The sequence below is a fragment of the Neotamlana laminarinivorans genome (assembly GCF_020523925.1).
GTDB lineage: Bacteria > Bacteroidota > Bacteroidia > Flavobacteriales > Flavobacteriaceae > Neotamlana > Neotamlana laminarinivorans.
Window position 1 is genome coordinate 81,517 of sequence record NZ_JAJAPW010000002.1, and the last position, 17,564, is coordinate 99,080.

Genomic DNA, 17,564 nt, shown 5'->3' on the forward strand with positions numbered 1-17,564 from the left:
ATTAATTAAAAACTTGATTGAAGATTTGTAAAGATTTTGGCTTTTTAAAATTGCCCAAATGTAACTCAAAATAAAGCAACATCATATTTAAAAATGTTTGCCTTTTTTGTGAGCTAATTTTTAAAGTAGAAATAGCATCAAAATTTATGCCTAACATAGTTTTTAATAGTGTTAAATTTTCGCCTGAAATACTATGTTTATTTGATGGCTGTAGCTCGAATTGCCCTTCGCTTAAATTAAAGTATTGAAAATCAATTTCGGTATCGTCTGGGTAAAACCCCAGATACTTTGTTAGTTTTAATAAAAAAAGTAAATGAAAATTAGCAAAATTACTTTGGCTGTCCAATAAAACTAAAGCATTTTCTAAATATTCGTAGAGGCCTTTATTTTTCTCTTCTTCTTTTAACGAAGTTGCCAAAACCTCTGCCAAAAACATAACTATAGCACTTTTTAAAATATTGGTATGTAAACTTTGGTAAATGTTTATTGGCTTAGCTTCTTTTATGGCATGTAAATTTCGGTTTTCTTTAAAATTAATTACCAACTGTAACTGAGATAGTAATTGGTAATATGCTGCTTTAGAGTTTCCTCGTTTACTTTTTAAAACACCACGAATTAAAAAACTTAAAACACCCTTTTCTTGTGTGTAGCAGGTTACTATAAGGTCGTTATCTTTATAGCGTATTTTAGAAAGAACAATAGCATTTGTAGTTATTAACATTAGCGAACCACCATTAATTTTATAACCTTGGTTTCGTAAGAATCTAAATCTAAAATCATTACCAAATACACACCAGATGCCACAATATTATTGGCAAAGTTTTTACCATTCCAATAAGCTATACCTCCATCAATTTCAAGATTATAACCACCAAATCTCTCGTTTACGTTACTTTGGGCTTCTGCTACCAAATTTCCAGCAATGTCTGTGATTTTTATATTTACATTTTCTGAGAAATCCTTTATTTTTACTTTATCTTCTGAAATATCGAAACCAGGGCGTACCGGATTTGGGTAGGCAAAAGCATTTTGTAAATCGTTTGACGCACTTGAACTCCCGGAAGAAAACGAAACTAAACCTTGGCTGGTTGCTATGTAAACAGTACCATTATCTAGATTTAAAGAAATATCTCGTATACTATTTGATGGCAACGGTGAATTGTCTGTTGTGAAATGATATATGGTATTTTGTCCATCTGAAGAAAAGTGAAACAAACCAGAATTGTCTGTTCCTACCCATTTGTTATTTGAACCGTCTACCTCTATAGCTGTTACATATTGTTGAAACAATAACTCTTCGGCTTCACCATTTTCTTCTATAATAATTTCGTAAACTTGAACATCATCATCTGTAAAAAAGCCTGAAGTATTGTATAGAACTCTTAAGCCTCTGTAAGTGCCTATCCATAACTGGTTTTGGTTATCTAGAGCTAAAGCTGTAGCCCAATTACTTGGCATATTCTCATCTTCCGTAGATATACTTTTTATTTGACCACCGTTCGCTTCATTGTAACCTATTAATCCAAAATTATAACAAGACGTCCATTTTGTACCATCATTACCTATTTCAATATCTGTATAACCTAAATTTCCGCTCTCAAAAGCATCACCTGTTATTTCTGCAAAACTATAAACTTCCCATTGGTTACTAACTGGATTGAATGATTTTAATGGGTTGCCGGCCAAACTTGTTAAGGTCCAAAGCAATCCATTACTATCAAACTCTGATGGCCCAACTCTAATATCGATATAATTTGGGTTATTAGGCAAGGATAACGAGTTTAAACCACTATTTGTTTCGTTGTACAAAGTGGTTGGCAAATCGTCGTTTACTTCTAATAAACCACTAAAAAAAGAACTCACAAAAACCTGATTAAAATTATTAGGGTTTACAGCAATATGATTTAAAGATTTAGCTTCAAAAACATCATCATAACTAATATTTACCCAATCGTTATATTTTAAATGACTTATACCTCTGCTGTTTAATGGGTAGGGATTGAAAAAGCCTGTATACTCTCCAAATGTTACCCACAAACCATCTGTGGAAGTTTCTATTGAAAAAGGTATATTTAACAACGGGCCGTCTGGATGAATTTCTTCGTAATCAATGGTATTTGAAAGACTTGTTTTTAATATACCAAAATCTTCTGTTCCCATATATAGATTGTCTCCATCTGCTATTGCTGATGTAAACTCTGTAACAAAAAGCGGATTAACATCGGCTTGAGTTAATAAACTAAAATCGCTGTTATAAGCAAAAACATTATTGGCTGTACTTACAACTAAAATACCATTATCGTACCTTAATTTTAGTGGTGCATTATTATATTGATTTAACTGCGTAGCAGCATCGTTAGTAATACTGTAAATACTATTATTATTTCTAATAGCATATAAATTTGTTTCGGTAGCCGTTATTCCATTCCAAGAATTTGTGTTTAAGGTTTCCCAGTTTTGATAATCTATTAAAAAGGGACTACTTACAGATGCTTTTCTAATTCCGTTGCCATCAGCACAAGCGGCATAAATATAATCATTATAAATGGTGGTTTGGTTTACCTGTATTTGTGCTCCATTATCGCCTATAAAATAGGTATCACCAAACTCTAAACGCTCTAAATTAAAAACGGTGATACCAAAATTTGTAGAAATATACAATTGATTATCTAGCGCATTAAAATGATTAATTTGCTTATTGGTAGGTGAAATAGTTACTTTATCTACAATATCTACTAAGGTTAGTACATCATCGTCATCATCAAAAACAATTTCTATTAATCCTGTTTCGTAACCAATAACAAGTAATTTATATGTAGCGCTGTAAAAAAGTGTTGAAATATTTCCTCCTGAAAGCCCATTTATAGTACTAATTTCTTCCAAATTATTTGTAACGGTATCAAAAGAAAAAACAGCATTGGTAGATGCTGCAAACACTTTGTTATCTCCTTTAGTGACATCAATAATTTGATTGTATGAAAAATACCCTTTCCATAGTGCTGAGTAATCTTGAGAATACACATTTACTGAAAATAAAACTATTAAAAAGACAAATAGTTGTTTTAACATATCATTCATTTATCATTCAAATATATTTATAACTAACGAGTTTTAACTTAAAAAAATATATTAAAAACAAAAAAGCTTCACTTAATTAAGTGAAGCTTTTTTTAATTTATTTTGACAAAGTTAAACAATACCTTGAGCAAGCATAGCATCAGCAACTTTTACAAAACCTGCAATATTAGCACCTTTAACATAGTTTATATAACCATCGTCTTCGGTTCCGTATTCTATACAAGCATCATGAATATCTTTCATTATGCCTTTTAATCTATCATCAACCTCTTCTCTAGTCCAGCTAATTCTTAGCGAATTTTGTGACATCTCTAAACCGGAAGTTGCAACACCACCAGCGTTTGAAGCTTTACCTGGTGCAAACAATATTTTCGCCTTATGAAAAGCTGCTATTGCCTCCTTTGTAGATGGCATATTTGCTCCCTCGCTAACACACATACAGCCATTTTTTAAAAGCAAATTAGCACTTTCCTCATTTAACTCGTTTTGTGTAGCACATGGCAAAGCAACGTCACATTTTACGCTCCAGGTTTTTTTACCTTCTTCAAATTTAGCATTAGGATATTCTTTTACATATTCGCTAATTCTACCCCGTTTTACATTTTTAAGGTCCATAACGAATTTAAGCTTATCTTCATCAATACCATCTTCATCATAAATATATCCGGATGAATCTGATAATGTTAAAACTTTACCTCCTAATTGTAATATTTTCTCAGCAGCATATTGCGCCACATTTCCAGAGCCAGATATAACTACACTTTTACCTTTAATGCTATCGTTTTTAGTTTGTAACATGCTTTCTGCAAAGTAAACTGTACCGTAACCAGTAGCTTCTGGGCGAATTAAAGAGCCACCCCAAGATAAACCTTTACCAGTTAAAACGCCTGTAAATTCGTTACGAAGTTTTTTATACATACCAAAAAGAAAACCAATTTCTCGGGCACCAACACCAATATCTCCTGCCGGAACATCTGTATTAGGGCCAATATGTCTAAATAACTCGCTCATGAAAGCATGACAAAAACGCATGATTTCGTTATCACTTTTTCCTTTGGGATCAAAATCACTACCTCCTTTTCCTCCACCCATTGGTAAAGTTGTTAAGGAATTTTTAAACACTTGCTCGAAGGCTAAAAATTTTAAAATGCTTGCATTTACCGTTGGATGAAAACGTAAACCACCTTTGTAGGGCCCTATGGCGGAGTTCATTTGTACACGATATCCTCTGTTTACTTGAATCTCGCCACTATCGTCTACCCATGACACTCTAAACGAAATTAAACGTTCAGGTTCAACCATTCGAAGTAAAATATTTTTACCGTAATATATATCGTGTTTAACAATGTAAGGAATAACTGTTTCGGCTACTTCCTCAACCGCTTGTAAAAATTCAGGCTCATGACCATTTCGAAGTTTTACAAGGTCTAAAAATTCTTCAATGTTTTTTTTCATATACAATTTGTATTGCAATGGTTATTATTAAAAAAATAATTTTATTTGGCAAATATACGATATCTACAAAAATATCGTTGATACTTTTATAATTCCGTAATTAAAATGTGGTGATTTTCAGCTCAACTAATAATATTTGTTTGTTTGCGCAGTTTTTATATATTTGTGAACGCTAATTCGCCTCAACTAAAACAAGCCTTAGTATGCTTAACTTAAAACAATTAGTTTGTTTTTTTTTATTGTTTGTTTCTCTACAATCAATAAACGCTCAATTAGGTTTTTCCCATGAAATCGGTGCTATAGCTGGCCCTGTTCAATTTAGATCGGATTATGGTTTAAGAGAAGAAGGCGAAACTAATTTCGGTAATTCTGGTTTTGGCGTTGGTATAGTACATTATATTAATTTTTCTTATCGATCAGACTGTAACTGTTACTCTACAGATACTTTTTTTAATGACCACTTTAAATTAAGAAATGAGATTTCTTACAACAGAACTAAATTAGAACATTTTGGTGAGTGGGTAGCAGATAGTAAAACATCTGATAATTCTGAAAGATTAAGGTCTCAAAGCGGTTATGCAAAAAACTTAGATGTAGGTACCCAGTTAGAATTCTTTCCTCTTAGTATAAGAGATTTTCAAGGTTTTGCTTACAGATTTTCCCCCTACGTTTCTCTAGGAATACATTACACTTACAGCTCGCCAGAAGCAACAACAACTTATGGTGATGGCAACGTTTTTGATGAAGAAAATATTTATTCTTTTTGGTATGCAGATCCAACTTTTTTACCTGCATTAGCAGCTGGAGAAGAACGTGAATATCCTATAGATACTGCTTCATTTTCAACTTTATCTGTTGTATCTAGTGTTGGTGTAAGATATAAATTAACTAGAGTGTCAGATTTAGTTTTAGACTTAAGGTGGCAATATTACTTTAGCGACTGGGTTGATGGTTTAAATCATCAATTAAATTCTAACCAAAATAACGACTGGCTCGTTTGGCTAAACTTTGGTTATATTTATTACCTAAATTAACACTTTATTTTTCATTTAATTTTTTGTTAAGTTTTAGTATTTTATTATTTGTAATAAATACAATATCTATATTTAAATAATTGAAATTTTATATGAAAAAGCTATTACTACTATCTATTTGTTTCTTCTTTATATGCTTAACTTCATGCGAAAAAGAACAAAAATCTATTTCATTTAAAGAAAAAACGATTACAACCAATAGCAATAAACTTGTTGAAGTTAACACCATTGAAGCCGATGGCGATAGCGAAGTAGCTACTAAACTAAATAATACACTAAAAAAATCTATAATCTCTGCCTTACATTTTGGTAATCTTGTAGATGATATTACTGCCTCTTCTATTGAAGAAAGTATAGATGAATTTAACGCTGCTTATATTGAATTTTCAAAAGAATTTGAGGTAGCTACTCCGCCTTGGGAAGCCCAAATTGACACTGAAGTTTTATACCAATCGTCCGAAATTATATCCATTGCTATAACCACCTATACTTTTGCAGGTGGCGCACATGGTAATACCTATATTGCGTTTAAAAATTTTAATCCTGAAACAGGAAATACGCTGCAAAACCAAGAATTATTTAGCGATTTTAACGGATTTAAAACCTTAGCAAAAAACTATTTCAATAAAAGTATTGAAGACAAAAGCATACTATTCGACCCAGAAAAGTTTGATTTACCTAAAAACATAGCTTTTACAGACGAAGGTTTAGTTTTACTATACAATATTTACGAAATAGGTCCATATGTGGCAGGAATTACAGAATTTCTTATTCCTTATGATATAGTGGCACCTTATTTAGCCTTTAACAACTTTTAATAAAGCCAAAATATAACCATAATGCAGACCATCATGCATAGCAACGAACTGTAAAGCATCATCAACATTACTTAAAGTGTTACCTGTTGTAGATAAAACATAAGGATTAAAACTATTAAAAACTCCTGCTTTATAATCTTCTTCCGTTTGCTTAATACTCGTTTTTAAAAGCTCTTTTATAACGTCAATTTGCTCCTGTGCTATAAAGCTTTCAGGTCTAGTTCCTTTTTTATAATTAGCAATTATCTCATCTGGCACTTTAACTTGTAATCCAGATAAACCATAAGTTAAACCTTGCTCTGCAGATATGCAGTGCGCTATATTCCAAATAATATTATTATTAAACCCATTAGGTACTTTATTTAAAACCTCAAGAGTATTTTCTTCAATAATTTTAATGAAAATTGATCGTGTTTTGTTTAAGAATGCGAAAGTGAAATCCATTATAAAATTTTATTTTGCTGTGAATATAGCTTTATTTTGTGCTTTAAACTAAAAACATGAAAAAAGTATATTATTTAAAAACATGTAATACATGTGTTCGTATTTTAAATGAATTGAATTTACCAACCGAATACATTTTACAAGACATAAAAACAGAGCCTATAACAGTTAAGCAGGTAGAAGAAATGCAAACACTTGCAGGAAGTTATGAAGCTTTATTTAGTAAACGTGCCAAATTGTACAAGGAAATGGACTTAAAAAACCAAGATTTAACAGAGCGCGATTATAAAAATTATATTTTAGAACACTACACATTTTTAAAACGTCCAGTAATAATTTCTGAAAACCATATTTTCATAGGAAATTCAAAAAAAACGGTTGAAGACGCAAAAACTGCTATATCCGGTTAATTATAAAGGGTTAAACTTATTTTATTAACCTATAATTACGGTTGTTTAACTAAAATATTGTTAAACAATTTTTTATTTCTAAACGATTAGTTAGTTTTGCATAGAAGTTACGACAAAGAAGTATGTCAAATTATAAAAACCAAACCGAAGCATTAAACGCACACAAAGATAGTTTTAGCAAAAAAGCCGATAAAACCACTAAAAAAGTTTACAGCGAAGGCTTAAATGCTGTGACAAAAAGCGGTGTTTTACAGGCGGCAAAAAAGATAGGTGATATTGCTCCAGAATTTTCATTAAAAAATGCTGTTGGCGAAATAGTTACCTTAAAACAGTTTTTAGAAAAAGGCCCTGTTGTGCTAGTTTGGTACAGAGGAGGTTGGTGTCCTTATTGCAATATAAATTTACAATATTTACAGCAAGAATTACCAAATTTTAAAGCAGAAGGTGCAAACCTATTAGCTTTAACGCCAGAATTACCCGACGCATCTATTAGCGCTTCAGAAAAGCATAGTTTAAAATTTGAAGTTTTAAGCGACGTTGGTAATAAAGTAGCAAAAAATTATGGTGTAGTATTTAAACTAACCAACGATGTTGCAAATATTTATAATACTAAATTTGATTTAACTGCCTATAATGGAGATTCCAGTAATGAATTGCCGTTAGCGGCCACATATATTATAAACAAAAAAGGCGTTATTGAGCACGCTTTTTTAAGTGCCGATTACAGAGAACGCGCAGAACCAAGTGATATTACAACATTTTTAAAAAAAATGTAAATTTGTAGCATGCCAAGAACAAAAAACTATAACGAAACAGAAGTAATTGAAAAAGCCATGAATCTATTCTGGAGGAATGGTTATGAAACTACATCTATGCAAATGCTTGAAAAAGAAATGGGCATAAATAAGTTTTCAATATACGCGAGTTTTGGTAATAAAAATGGCGTTTTTTTAGAGAGCATTAAATGTTACAAACAAAAATTAAATAAACTTATAGCTAAGTTAGAGCAATCTACAAAAGGCGTTAAAGCTATTAAAACATACTTTTACGACTTTATTGAATTCTCAAAAGAAACTGAGTATGGCAAAGGTTGTTTAATAACAAATACAGCTAATGAGTTAAGTCCCGATGCCGATGAAAAAATAAAAGAGGTATTATCTAGTTTTACAAATGTTGTCCGCAATGTTTTTGTAAATACATTAAAACAAGAGAAACACCTAAACCAAACTTTATTAGAGGAACAAGCCGATTATTTAATTGTAGCAATGTTCGGGTTATCATCTGCAAGTCGTGTTTTTAATTCAACGCAACTAGAAAATTATATTGAAAATATATTTAATAACATATAAGTAAAAATTTTTTAACACATACCTAAACGTTTGTTTAGATATAATAATAATTGAAACAGAAAAATAAAAATTATGAGTACATTAAAAGTTCACAGTATTGAGTCTGCACCAGCAGAAAGTAAACCATTATTAGAAGAGTCTGTAAAAAGCTTTGGTATGTTACCAGGCTTGCACGGTGTATTAGCTGAGTCTCCTCAAATTTTAGAAGGTTACAAGGTATTACACGGTTTATTTGCAAGTTCTTCATTTAATGCAGAAGAATTAACTGTAGTTTGGCAAACAATTAACGTAGAACATGGTTGCCATTACTGTGTGCCAGCACATACAGGTATTGCACATTCTATGAAAGTAGATTCTGCTTTAACTGAAGCCTTAAGAAACCAAGAAAAAATGCCAACTGAAAAATTACAAGTTTTACAAGATACTACTTTAAGTATTTTAAGAAACCGTGGTAATATTTCAGATGAAGAAATAAATAAATTCTACGAGGCAGGTTATACAGAGCGTAATCTTTTAGATATAATTCTAGGATTAGCTCAAAAAGTAATAAGTAATTATACTAATCACATTGCTGAAACTCCTGTAGACGACGCGTTTAAAAAGTTTGCTTGGACAAAATAATTGAAGGAATTCAATTTAAAAAGAGCTAATATTAAATATTAGCTCTTTTTTTTTACAACATGTTTAACTAATACTTTAATGTTAATTAAACAATTCTAAGTATATTTTATTAACAATAAAAAATGAAAACCTATGAAAAACATAAAACCAAAAGTATTATTTTTTGATGTAAATGAAACATTGTTAGATTTATCACCAATGAAGGAACAAATTGGTGAAGCTTTAAATGGTAATAAGGATTTGCTAAAATTATGGTTTACTACATTATTACAATATTCACTAGTAACCTCTGCAGCAGAACAATATTACAGTTTTGCTAATATTGGGGCAGCTACTCTTCAAATGGTTGCGGCAAATAATAATATTGAAATTAATACAAACAAGGCTGAAAACATCGTTACAAACGCATTAAGATCGCTTCCACCACATCCAGAAGTAAAACAAGCTTTAACACAATTAAAGGATGCTGGGTATACGCTAGTAGCTTTTACAAACTCATCACAAGAAGGTTTAATAAAACAGTTTAAAAACGCAGACTTAACGAACTATTTTGATGACTTAATAAGTGTAGAACCAACCAATAAGTTCAAACCTTTTAGCAATACAAATGCTTGGGGAGCTAAAAAAATGAATATCCAGCCTAATGAAGCTATGCTAGTTGCAGCGCATGGTTGGGATGTTGCAGGAGCACTTTGGGCAGGTTGGCGAGCTGCATTTATAAGCAGGCCAGGGCAACAAGTATTTCCATTAGCGCCAAAAACAGAAATAGTTGCACCAGATTTACAAATTGCTGCAGATACTTTAGTAGCTTATTTATAAAATATATTAAGCATAAATAGTTTAACTATTTATTTTAGAAGTTTATTTAAAATCAAACATTTTTAAATAAAAAAAGCCTAACATTTCTGTTAGGCTTTTCGCTCCTCAGGCTGGGCTCGAACCAGCGACCCTCTGATTAACAGTCAGATGCTCTAACCAACTGAGCTACTGAGGAAGGTTGTGCTTTGTCTTAGCGAGCGCAAATATATATATTATTTTAGTTTCTGCAAAACACTTTGAAAAATTTTTTAATTTTTTTTCAATTAAATATTACTAATTAAATAGTGCTTTATAAATATCGTTTCCATTGGCAAATAACACTAAAGCTATAAGCATAAAGAAACCAACCATTTGCGCATATTCCATGAATTTATCACCTGGTTTTTTACCCGAAATTATTTCGTAAAGTAAAAACATTACATGTCCACCGTCTAAAGCTGGAATTGGTAATAAATTTAAAACACCAAGCATAATAGATAAAAATGCAGTAATTCCCCAAAATACTTGCCAGCTCCAAAATTCCGGAAATATATCGTAAATAGCTTTAAAACCCCCAACACCTTTATATGCACCAGTACTAGGTGTAAATATCGCCTTTAACTGCCCCCAATATGATACTAAACGTTCTTTAGTTTTTGTAAAACCAACCGGAATAGACTCGAAAAAGCCGTACTTTTTAGTTTCGAATTTGTAATAACCTAATTTTTCAAGATTGTCTTGTGTTACCCCAGATACTACAATACCAAATTTACCTTCTTTACTAACTTGCATCGGTAATATGGTTTTATTACCATCTCGCAAAATAGTAGCTTGTACTTCTTGACCTTTAAACTTTGTTAAGGCATCTTGTACTTGGTCTGAATATTTAGTTTCATAATCATTTATACCAACAACTATATCACCCTTTTTAATACCGCTATTTACATTCTTAGATGTATCTGGCACTTGTACTACAGCAAAAGGCATTCTTAAACTTATTAAGTCTTTTTCCTTAGAATCGATTAATTGGGCTAAAAAATCTTGTGGCATTGCAACTTTTGATTGCACACCATTTCTTTCAATAGTAATTTCTTTTCCAAATAAAACTTTCTCAGAAATTTCAGAATAGTTTTCAACTTTTACATCATCTACAGCTACAATATTATCGCCTGTTTTTAAACCAGCTTCGTTAGCTACAGTGTTTTCAATTAGCAAACCATCTTTTATATTTTCTACCGGTAAAAATTTATCGCCGTAATAATAACTCATTCCTATATAAATAAGAATCGCTAATAAAAAGTTTACGGTTACACCACCAAGCATAATTATTAAACGTTGCCATGCGGGTTTAGATCGGAATTCCCAAGGTTGTGGTTCTTGAGCCATTTGCTCGGTATCCATACTTTCATCAATCATTCCAGAAATTTTTACGTAGCCACCAAGTGGTAACCAACCAATACCGTAAACGGTATCTCCTATTTTCTTTTTAAATAATGAGAATTTCACATCGAAAAACAGATAGAATTTTTCAACTCTTGTTTTAAATGCTTTTGCAGGAATAAAATGTCCTAATTCGTGTAAAATAATTAATAAGGAAAGGCTCAGTAAAAACTGAGATATTTTTATTACAAAATCCATAGTTTGTTTTCAGTCAATTTTTTATAATCGCACAAAAGTAAGCTTTTAAACCAACTTTAAAAAAAGTATTAATTACTCTAGTACCATTTAACATTAATTTATGCTCAGTATTAATTTTTAAGCTCTAATTTTCAATGTATTTTTGTGTGAAATTTAAATGTTATGTTGTCGTTTTTTAAAGTTTACAAGAAGTTTGCCATAGTTTTTGCCATTATTTCGGTTATTATACTAGTTTTAATTTACAATACACTTAATGTTTACCAACCGCTAAACATTTACCAACCTGCTATGGTTGATGAACAATTGGTAGACAGCACCATACAGCACCAACGTAAATATCATAAAATAGCCAATTTTAGTCTTGTAAACCAAAATGGTAAAACCATTACACAAGATGATTATAAGGATAAAATTTATGTTGCCGATTTCTTTTTTACCACTTGCCAAACCATTTGTCCTATTATGACAAAAAACATGGCCGATATACAAAAAGAAATTAAAGATGACGATGAAGTTATGCTATTATCGCACAGTGTAACTCCAGAAATCGATACTGTTGCTCAACTTAAGCGTTATGCTAAAGAAAAAGGTGTTATTGATAGTAAATGGAATTTAGTTACTGGCGATAAAAAACAAATTTATGAACTCGCTAGAAAAAGTTATTTAGCGGTAAAAGACTTTGGTGATGGTGGCCCTTTTGATATGATACACACCGAAAACTTTATGCTTATTGATAAAAAACGACAAATTCGTGGGTTTTACGATGGCACAAATAAAGACGATATTGAGCGTTTACTTAACGATATCGATATTTTAAAGGAAGAATACAAACAGTAGTTGCCTGCAGCATTAGGGATTGCAGTGGATAGCTTTTGGCGAGGCGCGCATCGAGCCAAAACTAGTAACGAAAAGCCCGACCCTATAGGGGAATGCCCTAAAACACTGTGATATTTAGAAAACTTTAAACCTGAAACTTTGAACCTGAAACTTTTTACATTATTTTTGCTTCTTTAAAATCAATCTAAATAAGTTTGCAAGATACTTTAGCTCATTTAAAAAAAGGTGAAACGGCCGTAATTACAGATGTGTCGTCTCGCGAAATTCCTTTAAAACTCTTAGAAATGGGGTGTTTACCCGGTAATACTGTAGAGTTATTACAGGTGGCACCACTCGCCGATCCTATTTATTTAAACATAAACGGTTCGCATTTAGCCATAAGAAAAGAAACGGCTGCGCTTATTTTAATTGAAAAAACTGCTAAATGAGTAAACAAATAAACGTTGCTTTAATAGGAAACCCTAACACGGGTAAAACTTCGGTTTTTAACGCCTTAACGGGTTTAAACCAAAAGGTTGGTAATTATCCGGGTATTACGGTTGATAAAAAAGAAGGTATTTGCAAACTGCCTCGTGGACTTAAAGCGCATATTTTAGATTTACCAGGAACTTATAGTTTAAACGCTTCATCGCTTGATGAAAGTGTGGTTATTGAGCTACTTTTAAATAAAAACGACAAAGATTTTCCTGATGTTGCCGTAGTTGTTACCGATGTTGAAAACCTAAAACGTAACTTATTACTTTATACGCAAATTAAAGATTTAGAAATACCTACACTTTTGGTAATTAACATGGCCGATAGAATGGTAAAAAAAGGTATTTCTTTAAATATTAAACACCTAGAGGCACAATTACACACCAAAATTGCTGTTATTAGTACACGTAAAAATGAAGGTATTAACGAGCTAAAAGAGCTTATTACAAATTATGGCGTACTTAATACAACACCTTGTTTAAATATTAGTACTATTGATGATGCTTACTTTAGCAACTTAAAAAAGGCCTTTCCAAACCAATTACTTTATAAACTCTGGTTAGTAATTACACAAGATGTAAATTTTGGAAAAATACAGCGTAAAGATTTTAATGATATTAACGATTTTAAAACCAAAAGTACTGCCGACTTAAAGCGATTACAACAAAAAGAAACTATAAAACGCTACCAATTTATAAATGCTGTTTTAAAAGATGGCCTTAAAATAGATTTAACTGCAGCTACCGATTTACGCATTAAACTAGATAGAATTTTAACGCATAAAGTTTGGGGTTACCTCATCTTTTTTGTGATATTATTTTTAATGTTTCAAGCCGTTTATGATTGGGCTGGACCACCAACTGATTTTATAGACGAAAGCTTTGCAGCCCTTGCCGACTGGGTTAAAAACACCTTGCCACCAGGCGTATTTACCAACTTATTAGCCGAAGGTATTATTGCTGGTATTGGTGGTGTCATGGTTTTTATTCCGCCAATTGCATTCTTATTTTTATTTATTGCCCTGCTTGAAGAGAGTGGTTATATGAGTCGTGTTGTATTTTTAATGGACAATATTATGAAACGTTTTGGCCTTAGCGGAAAAAGCGTTGTGCCATTAATTTCTGGAAACGCCTGTGCTGTTCCTGCTGTTATGGCCGCTAGAAATATTGAAAACTGGAAAGAACGCCTTATTACCATTTTAGTTACACCGTTTACTACCTGTTCGGCAAGGTTGCCTGTTTACGTTATAATTATTGCACTGGTAATTCCTGAAGGCACATTTTTAGGAATGAGTTACAAAGCTTTAACCTTAATGAGTCTTTATATTATTGGTTTTTTAACAGCAATAGTTTCGGCTTATGCTTTAAATAAAGTTTTAAAAATAAAGAGTAAAAGTTACTTTGTAATGGAAATGCCAAGTTATAAAATTCCGTTATTTAAAAATGTAGCTTTAAGTGTTTACGAAAAAACACGAACGTTTATTTTAGAAGCTGGTAAAATAATTTTAGCTATTTCCATTGTGCTTTGGGTACTTGCATCGTACGGTCCTGGTGATAATTTTAATAATGCTGAAACGATTGTAAAAACTGAAAATCCGACACTTTCTGAAACCGAATTAGACGATAAAATTGCAGCACACAAGCTAGAATACAGTTATATTGGTATTGTTGGAAGAGCCATTGAGCCTGCCATTCGCCCGTTGGGTTACGATTGGAAAATAGGCATCGGGCTTGTAACATCGTTTGCAGCTCGCGAGGTTTTTGTGGGTACTTTAGCAACTATTTATAGTGTTGGTAGTGCCAACGATAATGAAGATGAAGACACCATAAAAAACAAAATGGCTGCCGAAACGTATAGTAACGGCACCAAGGTTTTTACTCTAGCAAGTGGTATTTCGCTATTGTTGTTTTACGCCTTTGCTATGCAATGTATGAGTACGCTAGCCATTGTAAAACGCGAAACAAACAGCTGGAAATGGCCGATGCTTCAACTGGTTTTCATGAGTGGTTTAGCTTATGTTACCGCCTTAATTGCTTTTCAGTTTTTGAAATAATTTGAAAATAAAACGACTAATACCACATGAATAACTTGATACAAAACATACTCGTTATATCTACGTTAGTAGTTGCAGTGTTATTTTTATTGAAGAAATTTGTTTTTAAAGGCAAAAAATCTTCAAAAAAATCGTGTGGAAATGGTGATTGCGGTTGTTAATTTATTTTATTTTTTTGGCTGCATCTTCATCTAAAAACCAATATAAATTACCACTTGTTGGCTTTACTAAAGCTGCCGGATAGTTTTTAGAAACTTCGGCAGTATTAATAATTTCGTCAACTTTTTCTGCTTTACTCGCTCCGGTTACTAAAAAAGCTACTTGCTTCGCATTATTAATAATTTTACCGGTAATAGACACACGCTTTTGTGCCGATTCTGGATGTGTTGCCACAACGCAACTTTCGGCAGCATCCCAAAGGTTTATTTCGTGAGGAAAAATAGAAGCAGTATGCCCATCATCACCCATTCCAAGAATAACTAAATCGAATTGCGGAATATCATGTTCTATTTCTAAAGTTTCATTTAAAACCATAGCATAGCGTTTGGCTTCTTCATTTGGGCACTCTTCACCTAAAACTCTAAAAATATTTTCTTTAGGCATATCAATTTTAGATATTAAATGCTCTACTGTCATTAAGTAATTACTCTGCTCGTGTGTTGGTGGTACGCAACGCTCGTCGCCCCAATACAAAAACACTTTGCTCCAATCTAAATCGTTAAAGTTTTCGGCGATATAATCAAAAATTACTTTTGGTGTACTTCCACCAGATAAGGCAATGGTTAATTTATCGTTAGTTCTAATTAATTCTTTTAAATATATCGCGAAGTATTTGGCAACTTCGGCTTTGTCTTTATAAATTTTCAGTTCCATTATTTTTAATATTTAATACGCAATACGAAGGCTCATCGGCTAAGTTTTTACAAGGATTTCTCCAAAAACCGCGTCCTTCAATTAAATCATCGGCATGCAAAGGTCCCCAAACACCAGCAGAATAACCATGTACAATGGCCGATTTGCTTTCGTTCCAATATTTTAAAATAGGGTCTACAAAAGCCCAAGCTGCTTCAACCTCATCGGCACGTGCATAAAGCGTAGCATCGCCTTGCATTGCATCGAGCAACAAGCGTTCGTAAGCTTCCATAATATTGTTTCCTTCTTCTAAATCAGAATAATAAAAATCCATATTAGCACGCTCAACATTAAAGCCTTGTCCTGGTACTTTTACACCAAACTTCATTAAAATTCCTTCGTCTGGTTGAATGCGTATAATAAGTTTATTATCGGTATCAAAATCTTGATCTTTAAAAATGTGATGATGCGACGGTTTAAAATGTATTACAATTTCGGTAACTTTTGTTGGCATTCGCTTAGCAGTACGCACATAAAAAGGCACATCTTTCCAGCGCCAATTATCTATATAAAATTTAATAGCAGCAAAGGTTTCTGTGGTCGATGCTGGGTCTACACCTTCTTCTTCACGGTAACCTTTTACTGTCTCGCCATTTATTATAGCGCTTGTATATTGCCCACGAATGGTATGATTAAAAAGGGTTTCTTCGTCGTCCATTATTCGTAATGATTTTAACGCCTTAACCTTTTCGTTTCTAATTTCTTCAGGATCGTCGCTAATTGGCGGTTCCATAGCAACTATCGATACAATTTGCATTAAATGATTTTGAAACATATCGCGTAATGCACCAGATTTGTCGTAATAACCACCACGATTACCAACCCCAACACTTTCGGCATTTGTAATTTCTACGTGACGAATGTAATTTCGATTCCATAGTGGCTCGAAAACCGTATTAGAAAAACGGGTTACCAATAAGTTTTGTACTGTTTCTTTACCTAAATAGTGGTCTATTCGGTAAATTTGCGATTCTCTAAAGTATTTTTGTAACCCTATATTTAGTTCTTTCGCTGTTTCTAAGCTATAACCAAAGGGTTTTTCAACAATTAAACGTTTCCATCCAACACCTTCAACACTTAAATCTACAGCTGCTAAATTTTTAGCAACGGTTTCATAAATACTTGGTGGCAATGAAAAATAGAATACAAAATTGTGATTTATTTTAAACTTGCTATTAAGTTCGTGTATTCTCTCTTTTAGCGGTGTAAAATCAGTATCGTAGCCATCACCTAAATCTTTATAAAAAAGTTTTTTTGCAAATTCAGCTTTTGTAGCGTCGCTATTTTCTGCTTCATCTTTTAAAAACTCACTATTAAAAACCACGCGGTTTCTAAAATCGTCGTCTGTTAAATCACTTCTACTAGTTCCTAAAACCACGAAATTTTCCGGTAAAAAATCACCTTTATACAAATCGTAAAGCGCAGGTATTAATTTTCGTTTTGTTAAATCGCCCGATGCACCAAAAATGATAAGCATCTGCTCGTCCATAGACTTCATATTGTTTTGTTAATTTATTGAAAAGTAAGCTTTTTTAAAACCTATTTCATTAATAACTAAATAATTTATTTTACTTTTGAAACACTGTGTTTTTCGGCATTCAATATACGCTTTATTTTCTAGGTGTTTAAAGGATTTTAGTCGA

The 17,564-nt window shown here is 32.3% G+C and carries 17 protein-coding genes and 1 tRNA gene; 10 read left to right on the forward strand and 8 right to left on the reverse strand.

Annotated elements, in window-relative coordinates:
* Position 1: 1 nt before the first annotated feature.
* The 3 genes from recO to gdhA all read right to left on the reverse strand — a co-directional run bounded on the left by recO (position 2) and on the right by gdhA (position 4,533).
* Positions 2 to 721 (reverse strand): DNA repair protein RecO, encoded by a 720-nt coding sequence (gene recO / locus LG649_RS04170; RefSeq protein WP_226541271.1) that lies wholly within the window; start codon positions 719 to 721, stop codon positions 2 to 4.
* Positions 721 to 3,069, reverse strand: coding sequence for a type IX secretion system anionic LPS delivery protein PorZ (gene porZ, locus LG649_RS04175; RefSeq protein WP_226541273.1), 2,349 nt, complete (start codon positions 3,067 to 3,069; stop codon positions 721 to 723). Before porZ ends, recO begins: the two co-directional genes overlap by 1 nt.
* A gap of 120 nt (positions 3,070 to 3,189) precedes the next feature.
* Positions 3,190 to 4,533: an NADP-specific glutamate dehydrogenase gene (gdhA, locus tag LG649_RS04180; protein WP_226541281.1), complete on the reverse strand. Its 1,344-nt coding sequence runs from the start codon at positions 4,531 to 4,533 to the stop codon at positions 3,190 to 3,192.
* 203 nt (positions 4,534 to 4,736) lie between these two features.
* On the opposite strand from gdhA, the gene LG649_RS04185 reads away from it, so the two are divergent.
* Together LG649_RS04185 and LG649_RS04190 are read left to right on the forward strand one after the other, a co-directional pair.
* Entirely contained in the window at positions 4,737 to 5,567 is an 831-nt protein-coding gene (locus LG649_RS04185; protein WP_226541283.1) for a THC0290_0291 family protein, read from the forward strand.
* Positions 5,568 to 5,659: 92 nt separating this feature from the next.
* Positions 5,660 to 6,385, forward strand: coding sequence for a DUF3298 and DUF4163 domain-containing protein (locus LG649_RS04190; RefSeq protein WP_226541285.1), 726 nt, complete (start codon positions 5,660 to 5,662; stop codon positions 6,383 to 6,385).
* Here the strand turns inward: LG649_RS04190 and LG649_RS04195 are convergent.
* Complete coding sequence (locus tag LG649_RS04195; protein WP_226541287.1) at positions 6,365 to 6,829, reverse strand: DinB family protein; 465 nt, start codon at positions 6,827 to 6,829, stop codon at positions 6,365 to 6,367. The genes LG649_RS04190 and LG649_RS04195 overlap by 21 nt on opposite strands.
* A 56-nt stretch (positions 6,830 to 6,885) precedes the next feature.
* Here LG649_RS04195 and LG649_RS04200 point away from each other — a divergent pair, with 56 nt between their 5' ends.
* From LG649_RS04200 to LG649_RS04220, 5 genes are all read left to right on the forward strand, one after another.
* Positions 6,886 to 7,239 (forward strand): arsenate reductase family protein, encoded by a 354-nt coding sequence (locus LG649_RS04200; protein ID WP_226541288.1) that lies wholly within the window; start codon positions 6,886 to 6,888, stop codon positions 7,237 to 7,239.
* A gap of 122 nt (positions 7,240 to 7,361) precedes the next feature.
* Positions 7,362 to 8,015, forward strand: a complete 654-nt coding sequence (locus LG649_RS04205) for a peroxiredoxin-like family protein (protein ID WP_226541290.1) — start codon at positions 7,362 to 7,364, stop codon at positions 8,013 to 8,015.
* A gap of 9 nt (positions 8,016 to 8,024) precedes the next feature.
* Complete coding sequence (locus tag LG649_RS04210; protein WP_226541292.1) at positions 8,025 to 8,588, forward strand: TetR/AcrR family transcriptional regulator; 564 nt, start codon at positions 8,025 to 8,027, stop codon at positions 8,586 to 8,588.
* 72 nt (positions 8,589 to 8,660) lie between these two features.
* Positions 8,661 to 9,209 carry a carboxymuconolactone decarboxylase family protein gene (locus tag LG649_RS04215; RefSeq protein WP_226541294.1) on the forward strand — a complete coding sequence of 183 codons (549 nt, stop codon included), beginning with the start codon at positions 8,661 to 8,663 and terminating at the stop codon, positions 9,207 to 9,209.
* A 132-nt stretch (positions 9,210 to 9,341) separates the two neighbouring features.
* Positions 9,342 to 10,028 carry a haloacid dehalogenase type II gene (locus tag LG649_RS04220; RefSeq protein WP_226541302.1) on the forward strand — a complete coding sequence of 229 codons (687 nt, stop codon included), beginning with the start codon at positions 9,342 to 9,344 and terminating at the stop codon, positions 10,026 to 10,028.
* Between the two features lie 101 nt (positions 10,029 to 10,129).
* Here LG649_RS04220 and LG649_RS04225 read toward each other — a convergent pair.
* Positions 10,130 to 10,203, reverse strand: a tRNA-Asn gene (locus tag LG649_RS04225).
* Between the two features lie 98 nt (positions 10,204 to 10,301).
* Positions 10,302 to 11,645: an RIP metalloprotease RseP gene (gene rseP, locus LG649_RS04230; RefSeq protein ID WP_226541304.1), complete on the reverse strand. Its 1,344-nt coding sequence runs from the start codon at positions 11,643 to 11,645 to the stop codon at positions 10,302 to 10,304.
* 162 nt (positions 11,646 to 11,807) lie between these two features.
* Between rseP and LG649_RS04235 the strand changes: the two genes are divergently transcribed.
* The 3 genes from LG649_RS04235 to feoB all read left to right on the forward strand — a co-directional run bounded on the left by LG649_RS04235 (position 11,808) and on the right by feoB (position 15,009).
* Complete coding sequence (locus LG649_RS04235) at positions 11,808 to 12,482, forward strand: SCO family protein (RefSeq protein ID WP_226541306.1); 675 nt, start codon at positions 11,808 to 11,810, stop codon at positions 12,480 to 12,482.
* Between the two features lie 194 nt (positions 12,483 to 12,676).
* Positions 12,677 to 12,910 carry a FeoA family protein gene (locus tag LG649_RS04240; RefSeq protein WP_226541308.1) on the forward strand — a complete coding sequence of 78 codons (234 nt, stop codon included), beginning with the start codon at positions 12,677 to 12,679 and terminating at the stop codon, positions 12,908 to 12,910.
* Entirely contained in the window at positions 12,907 to 15,009 is a 2,103-nt protein-coding gene (gene feoB, locus LG649_RS04245) for a ferrous iron transport protein B (protein ID WP_226541310.1), read from the forward strand. Before LG649_RS04240 ends, feoB begins: the two co-directional genes overlap by 4 nt.
* A 162-nt stretch (positions 15,010 to 15,171) precedes the next feature.
* Here feoB and pgl read toward each other — a convergent pair whose 3' ends face one another.
* Positions 15,172 to 15,882, reverse strand: a complete 711-nt coding sequence (pgl, locus tag LG649_RS04255; protein ID WP_226541314.1) for a 6-phosphogluconolactonase — start codon at positions 15,880 to 15,882, stop codon at positions 15,172 to 15,174.
* Positions 15,863 to 17,419 (reverse strand): glucose-6-phosphate dehydrogenase, encoded by a 1,557-nt coding sequence (gene zwf / locus LG649_RS04260; RefSeq protein WP_226541316.1) that lies wholly within the window; start codon positions 17,417 to 17,419, stop codon positions 15,863 to 15,865. Before zwf ends, pgl begins: the two co-directional genes overlap by 20 nt.
* Between the last annotated feature and the right edge of the window lie 145 nt (positions 17,420 to 17,564).

Coding starts and splice junctions, on each gene's coding strand:
- LG649_RS04235 (WP_226541306.1), top strand. CDS start 11,808: ATGTTGTCGTTTTTTAAAGTTTACAAGAAGTTTGCCATAGTTTTTGCC.
- feoB (WP_226541310.1), top strand. CDS start 12,907: ATGAGTAAACAAATAAACGTTGCTTTAATAGGAAACCCTAACACGGGT.
- LG649_RS04215 (WP_226541294.1), top strand. CDS start 8,661: ATGAGTACATTAAAAGTTCACAGTATTGAGTCTGCACCAGCAGAAAGT.
- LG649_RS04195 (WP_226541287.1), bottom strand. CDS start 6,829: ATGGATTTCACTTTCGCATTCTTAAACAAAACACGATCAATTTTCATT.
- LG649_RS04220 (WP_226541302.1), top strand. CDS start 9,342: ATGAAAAACATAAAACCAAAAGTATTATTTTTTGATGTAAATGAAACA.
- recO (WP_226541271.1), bottom strand. CDS start 721: ATGTTAATAACTACAAATGCTATTGTTCTTTCTAAAATACGCTATAAA.
- LG649_RS04205 (WP_226541290.1), top strand. CDS start 7,362: ATGTCAAATTATAAAAACCAAACCGAAGCATTAAACGCACACAAAGAT.
- LG649_RS04210 (WP_226541292.1), top strand. CDS start 8,025: ATGCCAAGAACAAAAAACTATAACGAAACAGAAGTAATTGAAAAAGCC.
- gdhA (WP_226541281.1), bottom strand. CDS start 4,533: ATGAAAAAAAACATTGAAGAATTTTTAGACCTTGTAAAACTTCGAAAT.
- LG649_RS04200 (WP_226541288.1), top strand. CDS start 6,886: ATGAAAAAAGTATATTATTTAAAAACATGTAATACATGTGTTCGTATT.
- LG649_RS04185 (WP_226541283.1), top strand. CDS start 4,737: ATGCTTAACTTAAAACAATTAGTTTGTTTTTTTTTATTGTTTGTTTCT.
- pgl (WP_226541314.1), bottom strand. CDS start 15,882: ATGGAACTGAAAATTTATAAAGACAAAGCCGAAGTTGCCAAATACTTC.
- rseP (WP_226541304.1), bottom strand. CDS start 11,645: ATGGATTTTGTAATAAAAATATCTCAGTTTTTACTGAGCCTTTCCTTA.
- LG649_RS04190 (WP_226541285.1), top strand. CDS start 5,660: ATGAAAAAGCTATTACTACTATCTATTTGTTTCTTCTTTATATGCTTA.
- porZ (WP_226541273.1), bottom strand. CDS start 3,069: ATGTTAAAACAACTATTTGTCTTTTTAATAGTTTTATTTTCAGTAAAT.
- zwf (WP_226541316.1), bottom strand. CDS start 17,419: ATGAAGTCTATGGACGAGCAGATGCTTATCATTTTTGGTGCATCGGGC.